Origin of the sequence: Aeromicrobium marinum DSM 15272 (genome assembly GCF_000160775.2) — a bacterium.
In the GTDB taxonomy this organism is placed as follows: domain Bacteria; phylum Actinomycetota; class Actinomycetes; order Propionibacteriales; family Nocardioidaceae; genus Aeromicrobium; species Aeromicrobium marinum.
In genome coordinates this window covers 221,575-236,956 of the sequence record NZ_CM001024.1, presented here as the reverse complement: position 1 = coordinate 236,956, position 15,382 = coordinate 221,575, and the positions used below count along the sequence as shown (strand labels likewise).

The window sequence follows — 15,382 nt, the reverse complement described above, 5'->3', positions numbered from 1 at the left end:
CCCCGGTCGTCGGCGGCTCAGTCGGCGACGGGAACCGCCGGCCCGTCCGGCTCCTGCATCGCGACCGTGGTGCGCAGCGGGATCTCCTTGATCATCACGGCAGCGACCAGGCTGATCACCGAGACCACCGCCGCGACGGCGAAGATGTTCCCCGTCGCGTCACCGTAGGCGGCGCGCACCACCTCGGCCACCGGACCGGGCAGGGAGCCCACGTCCAGCAGCGACCCGGAGTCGCCCGACCGGCTCAGACCCAGCCGGCCGAGGCCGTCGGTGACGTCGGTCCGGACCTGGGCGGCGAGGATCGCTCCCAGCACCGCGACACCGACAGCACCCCCGAGCGACCGGAAGAAGGCCACCGACGCGCTGGCCGACCCGACCTCCCGCACGTCGACGGTGTTCTGGACCGCGAGCACGAAGTTCTGCAGCATCATGCCCATGCCGAGGCCGACGACGGCCATGAAGACCATGGTGTGCCACTCCGGCGTGGTGTGGTCGACCGTGGCGAGCAGGCCGAACCCGACGACCAGCAGGGCCGAACCGGTCACCAGGAACCGCTTCCACCGCCCGTACCGGGTGATCAGACGACCGGACACGACCGTGCCCACCAGGGACCCGACCATCAACGGGGTCCCGAGCAGGCCGGCGACCGTCGGCGAGTGGCCGCCCGCCACCTGGAAGTACTGGCCGAGGAACACCGACCCCCCGAACATCGAGATCCCGACGGCGATGCTGCCGATGATGGCCAGCGTCGTGGTGCGCTGCCGCACCACCTGCAGGGGCAGGACCGGCTCGGCGTGGCGCGACTCCACGACGACCACGAGGCCGGCGGCCAGGGCCGTGCCGCCCAGGAACGCGGCCGAGGTCCACGAGACCCACGGGTAGGCGTCACCCGCGAAGGTGACCCACACCAGCGGCAGCGAGGCGGCGACCGCGATCAGCAGCGCGCCTGCGTAGTCCAGGTCGACCGAGCGGCGAGTGTCGGGCAGTCGGAGGAAGCGCTGCAGGACCACCAGACTCATCACCGCCAGGGGGACGCACACGAAGAAGCACCAGCGCCAGCCCAGCCCGGGGGTGTCGACGATGATGCCGCCGATCAGCGGCCCACTGACGGTCGCGACCGCCATCGTGGCGCCGAGGTAGCCGGCGTACCGACCACGCTGACGCGGCGGGATGATCGCGGCGATCAGGGCCTGTCCGGTCGCGATGATGCCGCCCATGCCGATCCCCTGCACCGCGCGCATCGCGATCAGCTCGGGCAGGTTGCGCGAGAGTCCGGCCAGGACGGACCCGACGACGAAAATGCCGATCGCGGTCTGGATCATCAGCTTCTTGTCGAACAGGTCCGAGAGCTTGCCCCACACCGGGGTCGACACGGTCATCGCCAGCAGCGACGCCGTGATGACCCACGTGTACTGGGTCTGGCTGCCGTCGAGGTCGGCGATGATCGTCGGCACCGCGTTGGACACGATGGTCGAGCTGATCAGGCCGGTGAACATCGCCGCGAGCAGGCCCACGAGGACCTCGAGGACCTCCCGGTGGGTGTACTCCGGGCGGGGCTGCGCCACGGTCTCCGCGGGTGGGTCGGTCACCTCGTCATCAAGTTGCACACCGCAACTATATGACGAGGAGCCCCCTGCAGCAACGTGAGGGAGCCGACAGGCTCAGAGCACCTCGACGTCGTCGTTGGTGACGGTGTCGAACACCGGCGGCGGCAGCGGCTGCGGGGTGACCGACCGGCCGAGCCGGACTCCGGAGTGCGCGCCGCACCCGTGGTCGAGCGTCACCACCCGGCCGTCGTCGTTGGCCATGCCGTTCGCGCAGAGCCCGAAGCGGCCGCCCAGCTCACCGGCGAGCCCCACCATGAACCCGCAGGTGCGGCACGAGCCGGAGGCCTGCTGCGCGATGGGGGTGTCGGGACCCTGGGCCCCGGCGTGCCACCGGTCGGCGGCCATGTCGCGGCCCTCCCGGGACAGCACCCACTCCCGCTCGGAGGCGATCTCGCGGGCCACCGGACGGTCGTCGTCGTCGGTGTCCTCGGCCGACCAGGCCGGCACCAGTCGCAGGTCGTCCTCGTCGGGCGGCAGCACGTCGCCGGGCCCGAGGTCCCCGGGGCGGATGCGGTCACGGTAGGGCGTCCACGCCGGGGCCACGATGGCGTCGGACCCCGGCAGCAGGACGACGTCGTTGACCGTGACGGGGGCGTCGGCCGCGACGGCCGAGAGGCTCACGACCCAGGTCCATCCCTGGTAGCCCGGCTGCGTCGACGCGAAGTAGTGCGACACCAGGCCGTCGGCGTCGACCTCGGCCCGCAGATGGTCCCCGACGACGTCCTCGACGTCGGCCAGCGCGGCGCGCGCGGTCGCGGTGGCTGAGGTCAACAACTCCTGGACGGACATCCCACGATTGTCCCCCATCTGAGCCAGCCCGCCGACTCGGGGTGAGGCAGGATGGAGGGCATGGGTGCCCACGACGACCACGACCCCGACGGGTACGGCCGCGAACCCACCCTGCCCGAGCCGCTGCCCCCGTGGTCCGACGCGTCCGACGGGCCCGGGGCCGACCCCCGTCCCGACGGCCCGCCGCCGCCCGGGGGCGTCCAGCGGTCCGCCCGCGTGGCGGCCCAGGCGACCCGCGGCGCCGGTCGCGTCATCGCCCGCGGCAGCGGTTCGGCCTTCCGTGGAGCCCGCCGCTTCACGCACTCCGGAGGCGCCGGCGAGACCGGGCTGGCCCGCCTGCTGGAGCTGCACGCGTTCAACACCGCCGGTGACGCCGCCGTGGCCGTGGCGCTGGCCGGCACGGTGTTCTTCACCGTCCCGTCCGACGAGGCCAGTGGCCAGGTCGCGCTCTTCCTGGTGCTGACGATGCTGCCGTTCGCCTTCGTGGCACCCCTCATCGGCCCGTTCCTCGACCGCTTCCGGCGGGGTCGCCGGTGGGCGATCGGCACCACCTTGGCCATGCGGGCGTTCTGCTGCCTGGTGCTCGCCGGTGCCGTCGTCGACGAGTCGCCCACCTTCTACATCGCGGCCCTCGGCTGCCTGGTGTCCTCCAAGGCGTACGGCGTCACGCGGGCGTCGGCCGTGCCGCGGCTGCTGCCGGCCGAGCTGACCCTGGTGAAGGCGAACTCACGGATCTCGCTCACCGGCACCGCGGCGGGGGCGATCTCGGCCCCGTTGGCCATCGGTGCCGTGGCCCTGGGCTCGCAGTGGGCCCTGCGCTACGCGTTCGTGCTGTTCGTCATCGGCACCGTGCTCGCGATCCTCCTGCCGCCTCGGGTCGACTCCAGCGAGGGCGAGGAGAAGATCGACCTCACCGCCGCCAACGGCGTGACCGGCGTGCTCGCCCCCCGCGGGGTGGTGAACGCCCTGCGCTGCAACGCCGGGCTGCGGGTCATCACGGGGTTCCTCACGATCTTCATGGCGTTCGTGCTGAGGGACCCACCCGCGGTGATGGACTGGAGCGGCAACGCCACGATCCTGCTCGGCCTGGTGATCGGGGCCGCGGGCGTGGGCAACACCATCGGCGTCCTGCTCGGCTCGGCGGCCAAGGAGCGCGCGCCCGAGCTGATCGTGGTCGCCGTGCTGATCCTGGACGTCGCCGTGCTGGCGATCGTCTCGATCTTCCTCAGCTGGGGCACGGCGATGGTGCTGGGCCTCACGGCCGGACTCACCCAGTCGCTCGGCAAGCTCAGCCTCGACGCGCTCATCCAGCGCGACGTGCCCGAGCGGGTGCGCACCTCGATGTTCGCCCGGTCCGAGACGCTCATCCAGCTGGCGTGGGTCACCGGCGGGCTCACCGGCATCGGGCTGTTCACGATCGATGCCGGGGTCGACACCGGCCTGCGGGTCGTGGCCGGCGTCGTGCTCGTCTGGGTGGTCTTCGTGATCAGCCGCGTGCGCCGGGACCGTCTCCCCGCCGCCCCGACGGCCTGACCCGACGCCTCAGGCGTCGAGCTCGGTGGCGAGCGCCCGCAGCAGCAAGGCGACCGGCTTGGCCTTCTTCGCGTCGGGGTGGCGCCCGTGCCGGTAGGCCTCGCCCAGGTCGTCGAGCACGCGGATCAGGTCCTCCACGATGACCACCATGGTCTCGGGGTCCTTGCGACGGGCCTGCGCCTGTGAACGGCTGACCGAGGTCGCCGGCTCCGCCAGACGGACCTGGAGGGCCTGGTCGCCACGCCGCCCCTGGGCGATGCCGAACTCCACCCGGGTGCCGGGCTTGATGGTGTCCATGCCCTCCGGCAGGGCGTCGGCGTGCAGGTAGACGTCAGGACCCTCGTCGGAGGAGAGGAACCCGAATCCCTTGCCGGCGTCGAACCACTTCACTTTGCCCGTGGGCATGGCATGTCCTTTGGTCGGGGCGTCTGTCGTCGTGCACGAAGTGCGGTGCACCAGCGTAGACCGTGGTTCCACCGGCAGGCCACCAGCCACCGGCTGCCGGTCGCGGCGACCAGGTGGTCAGGCGGACGGCGGCTGGTCGTCGCGCGCGATGACCTCGGTCGGGGCGTCCACCTCGTCGAATCTGACCTCCACCACCTGGAAACCCTTGTGGCGCTGGGACTTGGCGTACGCGGTGTAGGCCCGCTGGTCGGCCTCGGTGAGCACCACGTTGTCGGTGAACGGCGTCAGCAGGGCCCGGGGGAACAGTCGCCTGGAGCTCACGACCGCGACCTCGAGGCCCACCACGACCATCAGGGCCGCCACGTAGATGAAGGCGATCAGACCCAGCACCAGCGCGAACGTGCCGTTCATGGAGCTGGCGGTGTTGATGACGTTGGAGACGTACGCCTGACCCGCCCACTGCAGCAGCTGCCACAGGCCGGCCGTCACGGCCGCTCCGGCGAGCAGGTACGGCCAGCGTCCGCGGCCGGCGCTCACCAGCCGGAACAGCGCCCAGAAGATGCCCACCGACAGCACGAACCCGACGATGCGCAGCGCCAGGTTGATCTCGTCGGAGAAGGTCTCGTTGATCGACTGGGCGTTGGCCAGGACCGACGACCCCACGGCGATCACCAGGATGCCGACGCCCGCGGTGGCCAGCAGGATCAGGCTCTTCAAACGCATGAGGAACGGGTTGGCACGGCTGTTGCGGGGCACCGACCACGCGATGTTGGCGGCGTTCTGGGTCGACTGGCCCAGACCCAGGGCGCCGTACAGGGCCGCGAGTGAACCGACGACGATCGCGCCGGTGCTGCCGGTGAGTCCCTCGGGCCGGCCGAGCTGGTCGCCCACGATCGGGAACTGGCTGAGCGCGGTGTCGAGCAGGCGGTCGCTGAGCCCGGGATCGCCCTGCAGCAGGAAGCCGAGCACCGAGGTCGAGATCAGCAGGATCGGGAAGATCGCGATGAACGAGTAGTACGCGATGATGGCGGCCAGGTAGGGACCCTGGTCGTCGAAGTACTTGTAGACGACCGCGATCGGGTACCCGACGACCCGGTGGCGCCGCTGGAAGGCGTCGACCCGTCCGATCCCGTTCACGACCGCCCCCCGGTACCGGCGCCGACCGCCGGCGCGACGCTGATCCTCACGTCCGAAGCCTGCCACAGGCCCCGACCGGGCCTACTCGAACTCGGGCAGTTCCCGCTTCATGACCTTGCCGGTGGGGTTGCGGGGCAGCTCGTCGAGGAACGCGATCTTGCGCGGCACCGCGAACCGGGCGACCCGCTCCTTGGCGTACGCGACGATCTCGTCCTCCGGCAGCGGCTCGCTGCCCTTGACGACGACGTAGGCCGCCAGCGAGTGGCCCCAGTCGGGGTCGGGGATGCCCGTGACCACCACGTCGGAGATGCGCGGGTGGTCGATCAGGGCGTCCTCCAGCTCGCGGGGGAACACGTTCTCGCCGCCGGAGACGATCATGTCGTCGTCGCGGCCGGCCACGAACAGCCGGCCGTCGGCGTCGAAGTAGCCGAGGTCGCCGGAGTGCATGAGTCCGTCGGCGAAGTTCTTGGTGTTGCCGTCGGTGTAGCCGGCGAACTGCATCTCGTTGCCGACGTGGATGACCCCGGTCTCGCCCGGCGGCACCTCCTGGCCGTCGGCGTCGAGCACCTTCACGACCGTGCGCCACGGCACGCGGCCGGCGGTGCCGGGCGCCGCGCGGAGGTCCTCCGGCGACGCGATCGAGACCCACCCGGTCTCCGTCGCGCCGTAGAAGTTGTAGACCGAGTCGGTGAAGGTGTCCATGAAGCGGGTGGCGAGCTCGCCGGCCAGGGCCGAGCCGCTGGAGGCGGTGATCCGCAGACTGGAGACGTCGGCCTTCTCGATCGCGGTCGGATCGGCGTCGACCAGTCGCTGCATCATGAGCGGCACGACGACCAGGGCCTCGGCCTTGTGCTGGTCGATGTCGGCGAGCACCTGCTCGGCCTTGAACTTGCGACGCAGCACGTACGTCGGGACGGTCGACAGGCCGAACCCGAAGTTGATGAGCCCCCAGGAGTGGAAGAGCGGCGCCGCGATCACGACCGTGGAGTTACCCCGGTAGGGAATGGCACCGAAGAAGGTCATCAGCGGATCGAGGTTCTCCGGCTCCTTGCGGTTGGCGCCCTTGGGCATGCCGGTGGTGCCGGAGGTGAAGATGACGATGCCGCCGGGCTTCGCGGGCTTCTTGTGGTCCGCCGAGGACTTCCCCTCCGCGATCTGCGCGAGCGTTGGCAGGCCGTGGGTGTCGTCGTCCTCCCACGCCACGACGACGAGGTCACGGTCGAGCTCGTCGGCAACCTTGAGGAACTCCTGGTCGAGGACCACCATCTCGGCGCCCTCACGGCGGGTCAGCTCCCCGAGCTGGCCGGCGCTCGCCATGGTGTTGAGCAGCAGGATCTTGCCGCCGAGCTGCATGACCGAGACCATCGCGACGACCATGTGCCGGTGGTTGCGACACAGCACCGCGACGGAGTCACCGACACCCACACCCCGGTCCTTCAGACCCTGGGTCGTGCGGTTGATCTCCTCGCTGAGCTGCTTCCACGTGAGCTCGCCCGCGTCGTCGATGATGGCGAGCTGCTGGGGGTGCCGGGCCGCGGCGGCGAGCACGGCCGCCGGGAAGCCGGGACCCCACGTGGCCAGCTTGACGCCGGCCTTCACGAGGCGGTGCGGGGGCTGGACGGACAGCAGTCCGATCTGCCGCAGCACCTTGAGCTTGTAGGTCAGATCACCCATGAAGGCTCCACATCCACACCTCGACGCGCCGGGACGCTGCCGTCCCGGCCGGATGCGCGTCAGTGTAACAACGGGTTAACCCTTGGGTGCCTCGGTCAGCCGCGCCGTCTCCTCCTCGGTGAACACCCGCGACCGGATGATGAACCGGTGGCCGGTCGGACCCTCGATGGAGAACCCGGCACCGCGTCCCGGCACCACGTCGATCGTGATGTGGGTGTGCGACCAGTAGGCGAACTGCTCCTTGGAGATCCACACCGGAGCCACCTCCGTGGCCCCGTACTCCAGGTCGCCGAGGTGGACGTCCTGGTGGCCGGTGAGGAAGGTGCCCTGGGTGAAGCACATCGGGGCCGAGCCGTCGCAGCAGCCGCCCGACTGGTGGAACATCAGCGGCTTGTCGTGCGAGGCCCGGAGGCCGCGGAGCAGGTCCGCGGCCTCCGGGGTGATCGCCACCCGCTCCATCAGAAGAAGCCCTGCGCGTTCTGCGAGTACGACACCAGCAGGTTCTTCGTCTGCTGGTAGTGGTCGAGCATCATCTTGTGGTTCTCGCGTCCGATGCCCGAGGACTTGTAGCCGCCGAACGCGGCGTGGGCCGGGTACTGGTGGTAACAGTTGGTCCACACCCGACCGGCCTGGATGTCGCGACCGGCACGGTAGGCCGTGCCACCGTCGCGCGACCACACCGCGGCGCCGAGGCCGTAGAGGGTGTCGTTGGCGATGCTCATCGCGTCGTCGTAGTCGCTGAACCCGGTCACCGACACGACCGGACCGAAGATCTCCTCCTGGAACACGCGCATCTTGTTGTGACCCTGGAAGATCGTCGGCGCCACGTAGTAGCCGCCCGACAGGTCGCCACCGAGGTCGGTGCGCTCACCACCGGTGATGATGCGCGCTCCCTCCTTCACCCCGATGTCGAAGTACGACAGGATCTTCTCCAGCTGGTCGTTGCTGGCCTGGGCGCCGATCATGGTCTCGACGTCGAGCGGGTTGCCCTGCTTGATCGCCTTGGTCCGCTCGGTCGCGGCCGGCAGGAACTGCTCGAGGATCGAGTTCTGGATCAGCGCACGGCTGGGGCAGGTGCAGATCTCGCCCTGGTTGAGCGCGAACATCGTGAAGCCCTCGAGAGCCTTGTCGTAGAACGCGTCGTCGGCGCTGGCGACGTCCTCGAAGAAGATGTTCGGGCTCTTGCCGCCGAGCTCCAGGGTTGCGGGGATGAGGTTCTGGCTGGCGTACTGGGCGATCAGCCGCCCGGTCGTCGTCTCACCGGTGAAGGCGATCTTGCGGATCCGGGTGCTGGAGGCCAGGGGTGCCCCCGCCTCGACGCCGAAGCCGTTGACGACGTTGACGACGCCCGGCGGCAGGATGTCGGCCAGCAGCTCCATGAGGAGCATGATCGACGCGGGGGTCTGCTCGGCCGGCTTCAGCACGACGGCGTTGCCGGCGGCGAGCGCGGGAGCGAGCTTCCACGTGGCCATCAGCAGCGGGAAGTTCCACGGGATGATCTGCCCGACCACGCCGAGGGGCTCGTGGAAGTGGTAGGCCACGGTGTCCTCGTCGAGCTGCGACAGCGAGCCCTCCTGCGCGCGGATGGCACCGGCGAAGTACCGGAAGTGGTCGACCACCAGGGGCAGGTCGGCGGCCAGGGTCTCCCGTACCGGCTTGCCGTTGTCCCAGGTCTCGCCGACGGCCAGCATCTCCAGGTTCTGCTCGATGCGGTCGGCGACCCGGTTGAGGATCACCGCGCGCTCGGCGACCGACGTCTTCCCCCACGCGGGGGCTGCGGCGTGGGCGGCGTCGAGGGCCTTCTCGATGTCGTCGGCGTTGCCACGGGCGATCTCGGTGAAGACCTTGCCGTTGACCGGCGAGGGGTTCTCGAAGTACTGACCGCTGGCGGGGGCGACGTACTCGCCGCCGATCCAGTGGTCGTAGCGGGGCTTGTAGGAGACGACGCTGCCTTCGGTTCCGGGCTGGGCGTAGACCGTCATGGGGACACTCCTCGGGTAGGGATGCCGACGGAGGTGCGGCATGTGCGTGACGCTAGTCACATCCCCGTTGCACGCCCGTTGCAACGTCCCGGGCCCCTGCGCCAGGTGGCGGTTCAGCCCAGCTCGTCGTCGAGCAGGGCCACGCGCGTCTCGACCTGGGCGTAGCGCGGCGACGTCGACGGCAGGATCCGCAGGGCCTGCTCCCACACCTCGAAGTCGTCGCGTCCGTGCGCGGTGTCGGCGAAGGTGAGGATCGCGTCGACGTCGTCGCTGGCCAGCAGCGACGAGCGGACGAGCAGGTGCAGCTCGTCCCTGAGCCGCTGCACCGCCGGGGCCGTCGAGTCCGGCAGCACCGGCCCCCGGTACAGGGCGACGGCACGGCGCAGCCGTCCCGCGGCGAGCTCGTCGCGCACCTGGGCGACGTCGGTGGCCACGGCGTTCTCCAGGCGGTACGGGCGGGACGCGAGCTGCAGCGGACCGAGCACGCGGCGCAGCCGTGACAGCTCGGCACGGATGGTGACCTGGGCCTGCTCGTCGTCGCTGAGGGCCACCGCCAGCTCACCGGCACGCCACCCTCCGGGCCGGTCCGCGAGCAGCAGCAACAGCTCGCTGTGCCGCAGGCTCAGCCGGGTCGTGGTGGTGCCGTGGCGCAGGGTCGCGCCCCGGGCACCGAGCACGTCCAGGCTCGGCATGCTCCACCCGGCACCGGCCACGGAGCCCGACGTCGGGGGGTGCAGTCGCTGGATGCGCAGCTCGGCCTCCACGGCCGCCACGGTGGCCCGCACCAACGACAGCCCCTGCACCGAGGCGACCTCGGCCGTCCCCGTCAGGTCCAGCACCCCCAGCACCGCGCCGGTGTCCGGGTCGTGGATGGGAGCGGCGGAGCACGACCACGGGGTGACGGGCCGGGCGAGGTGCTCGGGTCCGAAGATCTGCACCGGCCGGTCCAGTGCGAGCGCGGTGCCCGGCGCGTTGGTCCCGGCACTGGCCTCGCTCCAGTCGGCGCCGGGAACGAAGTGCATGCTCTCCGCACGCGCACGCAGTGACGACGACCCCTCGACCCACAGCAGCTGCCCGGCGGCGTCGCTGACCGCGACGAGGTGGCCGGCGTCGGCGGCGCTCTCGACCAGGAGCCGGCGGATCACGGGCATGCCGGCCGCGAGCGGGTGGAGCGCGCGGATCTCGGCCAGGGCGTCGTCGTCCAGCACCACCGAGGCCAGTCCGATCTCGGGATCCAGCCCCGACGCCAGACTGCGCTGCCACGAGTCGGTCACGATCGAGCGGACGGCCGGGTCGGTGCGGCCGGTGGACACGAAGTCGTCGTGGGCTCGGTTCAGGTGCCGGGCGAGGCTCGCGGCGTCGGCGCCCGGGGGGACCGCGAGTTCGTGGGGTCGTCCCATGTGCGCAGCGTACCCGGCAGGGTGTGAGGTGGCTCACTCGTCGATCGATCCGCCCTGCGGGACATCCCCGATGATCCACTCCATGTGTACCGTTTTTTGATGTGCCATTCATTGATGTGAAATACGTCTCAAACACGCATCCCACCTGCGTCGCCGCGTAATGGGAACCGCCGTGTCACGTCTTCCAGGTGTGTTCGACACCACCGCCCGCGAGACCGACGAGCTGCTCGACGACCAGGCTCTGATCGACCTCGCGCGCGACGGCTCCCTCGAGGCGCAGGGGACCCTGTTCCGGCGTCACCGGGAGTCCGCGCTCCGTATCGCGCGCAAGCTGGCGGGTCCCGATCGGGCCGACGACATCGTGGCGGAGTCCTTCGCCCACGTCTTCGGCGCCATCGTCCGCGGCAACGGACCCAAGGTCGCCTTCCGCGCCTACCTGCACGTGGCCGTGCGGCACCAGGCCGTGGACCTGTTCCGGGCGGAGTCCCGCTACCTGCTGGTCGACGACTTCTCCGACTCCTCCCACGAGCCCACCGTCGGCGACCTGATCGACGAGATCGACGAGTCCACCCTGCTCGCTGCGGCCTTCCGGTCGCTGCCCGAGCGGTGGCAGGTCGTGCTGTGGCACAGCGCCGTCGAGGGCGAGAACCTCACCGAGATCGCTCCCCGTCTGGGACTCACGGCCAATGCCGTGGCAGCGCTGGGTTTCCGGGGCCCGCGAGGGCCTCCGCCAGGCGTACCTGGGCCAGCACGTCCCGCCCACCGACGACGAGGAGTGCGCGGACGTGCGGTCCCGACTGCCCGCCTTCGTCCGAGGACGGCCCGGCAGCCGTTCCCGCCAGATCGTCAGACAGCATCTCGACACCTGCCTGGAGTGCGCCGCGGTCGCGGCCGAGATGGACGAGATGTCGAGCCGGCTGGGGGCCCTCATGGCGCCCGCCGTGGCCGGGATCGTCGCCGGCGCGGCGACCGGTCCGGGCCTCGTGGCCGGCTACGCGGCGAAGGTCGCGGTGGCCGGCAAGGCGACGGCGGCCTGGGTGGCCGGCACCACCGCCGTGGTGGCGATCGGGACGGTGGCGGTCGGGCAGTGGGGCCCGGGGCCCCTGGCCGAGCCGCCGTCGGACACGGTCCGCACCGTCGTGGCTGCACCCCCGACCACCCCTGCCACCCCTGAGCCGACCCCGGGACCGGTGCTGCCCTCGACGCCGACCGTCGTGCAGGAGGTCGTGTCCACCGGCACGACCCCGGCGCCGGTCGATCCACCGGCCGCGGCCCCCGAGAGCACGCCTCCTCCGGCCCCGGTCGACCCGCCCACCAGCGAACCCTCCACGACCCACGACGTCCGAGTCGCTCCCGCGATGGTGTGGCGGTTGCCCGCCACCGACGGCTGGTACCTCATCAAGGTCCCGGTCCACTCCGCCGGTGACAGCACGACCATGGACCTGGAGTTCACCAACCTGCTCGAGCACGCCCCCTACACCCTGCCGTGGTCCGGGCGCGTCACCTGCGACCCGACCGTGGTCGATGACCGGACCTCGCTCACCTGTCTGCTGTCCGCCCTGCCGTTGCGCTTCGGTTTCGTGCCCCTGCTGGTCCGCACCGACGGGCCGCCGCGCTTCCGGATCGAGGCGTCCGCCCCCGACAACGCCGACCCGAGCCCGTCGAACAACACCTGGGCCACCCGGGGATTCGTCTAGGACCCGACCGCGTAGCCCGCGACCGCGTCGATGTCGAGGTCGCACGCCGCCCGGACGTGCTCGCGCACCGACAGCAGCTGCTGCTCGAGCGTCACCTTGAGCTCCGCCAGTTCCACGATCACCCCGTCGTTGGCCAGACTGCCGCCGGTCGCACGGAAGACGTTGTCGGCCTCGTCGAACGCGGTGGCCACGGCTGACCAGGCCGTGCCGGCGACCGGGTCGGGCGACTCCCCGGCCAGCTGTGCGAACGCGCCGGCGAGGACCTCCAGGCGGTGCCGCAGGACCTCGTCAGGAGACGTCGCGGAGGTGGTGTCCTGCGCGGCCAGTGCGGCCATCGCGGCGAGTCGGGGGCAGTAGCCCCCAGCCGTACGCGGGTCGATCAGCGGCTCTGCCGGCGCCGAGGACGTCTGCTCCGGCACCGTGTCGCGGTCCGGGGGCTCGGACCCCGGTGAGCAGGCACCACCGGCCAGGGCCAGGAGGGTCACGACCGTCGCAGCGGCGGCGGACCGGGTGAGGCGCCTCACGATGCCCCCACGACGGTGTCCGCGTCCGGCACCGAGATCTCGACGGGGCCCGGCGCACGGGTGAGACGGGTGGTCGCCACCGCCCCGTCACGCGTCGCCGTCACCTCGACCACCCACGGGTCACCGTCGGCGGTCACCACGACGGTCCGGGGCGTCCCGTCCGTCACGAAGTCGAACTCGATCACGGCCACCCCCTCGCGGTCCGATCGACGGGACACCGTCAGGTCCGATGCCGCCAGGTCCGACAAGGGGGCGAGCACCGCACCGGGACCGTACTGGTCGCGGTACCGCTGGCTCCCGATCTGGTCGAGCAGGACCCACCGGCCCTCGGCCGACGCTGCGGACTCCGGGGTGTAGCCCGCAGCGACCCAGTAGGCGGGGTCGGCCAGGACCCAGGTCGTCTGGTCCCGGTGCCGGACGGTCACGTCATGGGCTTCGTTGCTGATCCGTGCCTCGAACCGAGCGGTGGCCAGGTCGGCCGTGACGGTGAACTCGCCCTCACCGGTCGCATCGGTCGTCCCACCGGCCAGGATCAGTCCGCCGGTGACCGGGATGGCGTCGCGCACCTGTTCCCACCGCAGGGCGTCGTCGGCGTCGATCGTGATCGTCGGCGACGCAGACGACGAAGGCTCGGGGCCGGCCGGTGATTCCGACGAGCTCGTCCCCGACGCCCCGCAGCCGCCGGCCAGGACGGCCAGCAGGACCGGGACCACCCAGTGCTGCCGCGTCATGGTTCGGCCCTGTCGGCGTGCAGACCCGCTTCGTGGCGGGCCAGGACCCGTTGCCCTCGCCGGCTGCGGGTCCGCTCGATCCTGATCACCGACCACTCCCACGCTCCGATGGCGCGCTCCTGCACCACCAGGTAGGTGGCGGTGCTCACGAACAGGGCGTCGAAGGCCACCATCGACAACGAGAACCACGGCAGACCCATCAGGACGGCGATGCCCAGATGCATGAGGACCACGGCGACCAGGGCGAACCTGCGGGACTGTCGGTGGAGCAGCAGGAACGGGAAGAACAGCTGCACGGCGACCACGGCCATCGTCGAGACGGCCATGATCACCGGCAGCCCGGGCAGGAGGTCGTTGAGGAAGGGGAACGGCCGGAACTCGTCGAGCTGCAGCGGGTAGTACAGGGCCGTGCCGTACTGCCACGGACCGCCCTGGACCTTGTAGAACCCGGCGGCGACGTAGATCGTGACCACCTGGACGGCGAGCACGATCACGGCCAGGTTGTGGACCGCGGTCCGAAGCCGGCGCAGGTCGGCGACGTCGACGTACTGCTTCAGTCCCCAACGGTCGCCCACGAGGTAGGCGAAGGCACCGGGGACCCCGAGCGCGGCCCGGTCGGCGTCGAACGACCACCGTGCCGAGTTCCGGGTGAACAGCAACAGCAGCAGCCCGATGCGGGCGATGTTGTCGCCCTGGTCGCCGAGCAGGGGGTTGAGCTCCACCAGCTGCCAGGAGCCGAGCCACAGCAGCGGGCCGAACAACCACGCACGCCAGCCGACGACGAAGGCGACGGCGCAGGCCATGACGGCCAGGTAGACCGTCGTGAAGAGCGCGGGCGGCAGGGCACCGAGGTTCCACAGCCATGGCTCGAAGGAGTTCGTCGCGCGGTACGGGTCGACCCAGACCGACGCTTCGCCCCACAGGACGTGTCGGGCACCGAAGTTGGTCGCCAGCAGGCCCAGCAGCGCCAGGCCGATGAGGATGCGGCACACGGCGACGCCGTGCAGCGCCAGGTCGACCCCCAGCAGTCGGTCCTCGACGTCCCGCCAGCGAGGGCGGGGCCGGGCGGGTGCGGTCATGGCGTCACTCCGATGTCGTCGAGATGGTCGGCGAACTGCTCCACCGCGACCGGGCTGACCGAGGCGGCCGAACGCCATCCGCCCACGACCCAGTCGAGCACCTGGACCGGCTCGTCGCCCCGGTCGGCATACTCGCGGACCATCTGCCGGCGGGTCCGGTACTGCACCTGGTCCACGTCGTCCCAGCGGGTCCGCGCGGTCAGGGTCGCGTAGGCGACGGCGGCGGTGTCACCCTGCAGGTACAGGTCGGCGGCGGCGGCGTCGGCGCCGGCCGCCGCGAGCAGGGCCGACCGTAGCGAGTCGGTGTCGGTCCAGTCGCGGGCGACGACCTCGGCCTGCGCCGTGGAGAGCCGGGAGGAGGCGTTCGTCAGGGTGGTGGCGACGCGCCGGGACGCGATCGACATCCGGCCGGGCGTCAAGGAGTACCGCACCAGCTCGTTCTCGCCCTCGGTGACCGCGACCCATTCGCTCACCTCACCGTCGGGGAGCATCGCGCGGACCTCCAGGACCGACGAGCCCCGCTTGGGCACGGGAGCGAAGATCGACCAGCTCTGGTCGAAGAACGGGTCGATGTAGGCGGCCAGGCGGTCGGTGCCGACCTCGGCCTTGATGAGGTTGGGAGGCCCGACCCACAGGGCGACGGCGGTCGTGTGCACGAGGACGGCCACGAGCAGGGCACGGAAGATCCACCGGGTCGGGCCGCCGACCGGCGGGTCCTCGATGCTCCGGGAGTCCTCGAGCGAGGGCGAAACCATGGAACTGCCTTCCTGCCGGGAAGGCGCGACCGAGCGTGCCGGTCGCGCCCTCCCGGGATCAGCGGAGTG

At 71.1% G+C, this 15,382-nt stretch carries 14 protein-coding genes and 1 pseudogene; 3 read left to right on the top strand and 12 right to left on the bottom strand.

The features are described from left to right. Window positions 1–17: 17 nt before the first annotated feature. Together HMPREF0063_RS01295 and HMPREF0063_RS01290 are read right to left on the bottom strand one after the other, a co-directional pair. Window positions 18–1,607 carry an MDR family MFS transporter gene (locus HMPREF0063_RS01295; RefSeq protein WP_007076836.1) on the bottom strand — a complete coding sequence of 530 codons (1,590 nt, stop codon included), beginning with the start codon at window positions 1,605–1,607 and terminating at the stop codon, window positions 18–20. A 54-nt stretch (window positions 1,608–1,661) separates the two neighbouring features. Next, a complete protein-coding gene (locus HMPREF0063_RS01290) occupies window positions 1,662–2,396 on the bottom strand; it encodes a DUF3027 domain-containing protein (RefSeq protein ID WP_007076835.1) in 735 nt (244 codons plus the stop codon). A gap of 60 nt (window positions 2,397–2,456) precedes the next feature. Between HMPREF0063_RS01290 and HMPREF0063_RS01285 the strand changes: the two genes are divergently transcribed. After that, entirely contained in the window at window positions 2,457–3,929 is a 1,473-nt protein-coding gene (locus HMPREF0063_RS01285; RefSeq protein WP_156794001.1) for an MFS transporter, read from the top strand. A 9-nt stretch (window positions 3,930–3,938) separates the two neighbouring features. On the opposite strand, the gene HMPREF0063_RS01280 is transcribed toward HMPREF0063_RS01285, so the two are convergent. The 6 genes from HMPREF0063_RS01280 to HMPREF0063_RS01255 form a co-directional block, all read right to left on the bottom strand. Then, on the bottom strand, window positions 3,939–4,334 hold the full coding sequence (locus HMPREF0063_RS01280; RefSeq protein WP_007076833.1) for a cold-shock protein: 396 nt from the start codon (window positions 4,332–4,334) through the stop codon (window positions 3,939–3,941). A 117-nt stretch (window positions 4,335–4,451) separates the two neighbouring features. Then, window positions 4,452–5,471 carry a YihY/virulence factor BrkB family protein gene (locus HMPREF0063_RS01275; RefSeq protein WP_169309963.1) on the bottom strand — a complete coding sequence of 340 codons (1,020 nt, stop codon included), beginning with the start codon at window positions 5,469–5,471 and terminating at the stop codon, window positions 4,452–4,454. An 81-nt stretch (window positions 5,472–5,552) separates the two neighbouring features. Beyond that, window positions 5,553–7,145, bottom strand: a complete 1,593-nt coding sequence (locus tag HMPREF0063_RS01270) for an AMP-binding protein (RefSeq protein WP_007076831.1) — start codon at window positions 7,143–7,145, stop codon at window positions 5,553–5,555. Between the two features lie 75 nt (window positions 7,146–7,220). Beyond that, window positions 7,221–7,604 carry a DUF779 domain-containing protein gene (locus tag HMPREF0063_RS01265; protein ID WP_007076830.1) on the bottom strand — a complete coding sequence of 128 codons (384 nt, stop codon included), beginning with the start codon at window positions 7,602–7,604 and terminating at the stop codon, window positions 7,221–7,223. After that, entirely contained in the window at window positions 7,604–9,127 is a 1,524-nt protein-coding gene (gene exaC, locus HMPREF0063_RS01260) for an acetaldehyde dehydrogenase ExaC (RefSeq protein ID WP_007076829.1), read from the bottom strand. The genes HMPREF0063_RS01265 and exaC overlap by 1 nt, the downstream gene beginning before the upstream one ends. A gap of 113 nt (window positions 9,128–9,240) precedes the next feature. Next, window positions 9,241–10,527, bottom strand: coding sequence for a GAF domain-containing protein (locus tag HMPREF0063_RS01255; RefSeq protein ID WP_007076828.1), 1,287 nt, complete (start codon window positions 10,525–10,527; stop codon window positions 9,241–9,243). Between the two features lie 160 nt (window positions 10,528–10,687). Here HMPREF0063_RS01255 and HMPREF0063_RS17285 point away from each other — a divergent pair. Together HMPREF0063_RS17285 and HMPREF0063_RS15515 are read left to right on the top strand one after the other, a co-directional pair. Then, window positions 10,688–11,161: pseudogene (locus tag HMPREF0063_RS17285) on the top strand (RNA polymerase sigma factor); the annotation flags it as partial. A gap of 52 nt (window positions 11,162–11,213) precedes the next feature. Beyond that, on the top strand, window positions 11,214–12,224 hold the full coding sequence (locus tag HMPREF0063_RS15515; protein WP_050760874.1) for a zf-HC2 domain-containing protein: 1,011 nt from the start codon (window positions 11,214–11,216) through the stop codon (window positions 12,222–12,224). Here HMPREF0063_RS15515 and HMPREF0063_RS01245 read toward each other — a convergent pair. The 4 genes from HMPREF0063_RS01245 to HMPREF0063_RS01230 are packed head-to-tail and all read right to left on the bottom strand — an operon-like array spanning window position 12,221 to window position 15,313. Further along, window positions 12,221–12,748 (bottom strand): hypothetical protein, encoded by a 528-nt coding sequence (locus HMPREF0063_RS01245; RefSeq protein WP_007076826.1) that lies wholly within the window; start codon window positions 12,746–12,748, stop codon window positions 12,221–12,223. The genes HMPREF0063_RS15515 and HMPREF0063_RS01245 overlap by 4 nt on opposite strands. Then, window positions 12,745–13,479, bottom strand: coding sequence for a hypothetical protein (locus tag HMPREF0063_RS16470; protein WP_007076825.1), 735 nt, complete (start codon window positions 13,477–13,479; stop codon window positions 12,745–12,747). The genes HMPREF0063_RS01245 and HMPREF0063_RS16470 overlap by 4 nt, the downstream gene beginning before the upstream one ends. Then, window positions 13,476–14,558: an HTTM domain-containing protein gene (locus HMPREF0063_RS15510; protein WP_007076824.1), complete on the bottom strand. Its 1,083-nt coding sequence runs from the start codon at window positions 14,556–14,558 to the stop codon at window positions 13,476–13,478. The genes HMPREF0063_RS16470 and HMPREF0063_RS15510 overlap by 4 nt, the downstream gene beginning before the upstream one ends. After that, the gene (locus HMPREF0063_RS01230; RefSeq protein ID WP_007076823.1) at window positions 14,555–15,313 is read right to left on the bottom strand and encodes a DUF5819 family protein; all 759 of its coding nucleotides are present in this window, start codon (window positions 15,311–15,313) and stop codon (window positions 14,555–14,557) included. The genes HMPREF0063_RS15510 and HMPREF0063_RS01230 overlap by 4 nt, the downstream gene beginning before the upstream one ends. Window positions 15,314–15,382 lie beyond the last annotated feature (69 nt).

Coding starts and splice junctions, on each gene's coding strand:
- HMPREF0063_RS01290 (WP_007076835.1), bottom strand. CDS start 2,396: ATGTCCGTCCAGGAGTTGTTGACCTCAGCCACCGCGACCGCGCGCGCC.
- HMPREF0063_RS01285 (WP_156794001.1), top strand. CDS start 2,457: ATGGGTGCCCACGACGACCACGACCCCGACGGGTACGGCCGCGAACCC.
- HMPREF0063_RS16470 (WP_007076825.1), bottom strand. CDS start 13,479: ATGACGCGGCAGCACTGGGTGGTCCCGGTCCTGCTGGCCGTCCTGGCC.
- HMPREF0063_RS01280 (WP_007076833.1), bottom strand. CDS start 4,334: ATGCCCACGGGCAAAGTGAAGTGGTTCGACGCCGGCAAGGGATTCGGG.
- HMPREF0063_RS01230 (WP_007076823.1), bottom strand. CDS start 15,313: ATGGTTTCGCCCTCGCTCGAGGACTCCCGGAGCATCGAGGACCCGCCG.
- exaC (WP_007076829.1), bottom strand. CDS start 9,127: ATGACGGTCTACGCCCAGCCCGGAACCGAAGGCAGCGTCGTCTCCTAC.
- HMPREF0063_RS15510 (WP_007076824.1), bottom strand. CDS start 14,558: ATGACCGCACCCGCCCGGCCCCGCCCTCGCTGGCGGGACGTCGAGGAC.
- HMPREF0063_RS01265 (WP_007076830.1), bottom strand. CDS start 7,604: ATGGAGCGGGTGGCGATCACCCCGGAGGCCGCGGACCTGCTCCGCGGC.
- HMPREF0063_RS01255 (WP_007076828.1), bottom strand. CDS start 10,527: ATGGGACGACCCCACGAACTCGCGGTCCCCCCGGGCGCCGACGCCGCG.
- HMPREF0063_RS01270 (WP_007076831.1), bottom strand. CDS start 7,145: ATGGGTGATCTGACCTACAAGCTCAAGGTGCTGCGGCAGATCGGACTG.
- HMPREF0063_RS15515 (WP_050760874.1), top strand. CDS start 11,214: ATGCCGTGGCAGCGCTGGGTTTCCGGGGCCCGCGAGGGCCTCCGCCAG.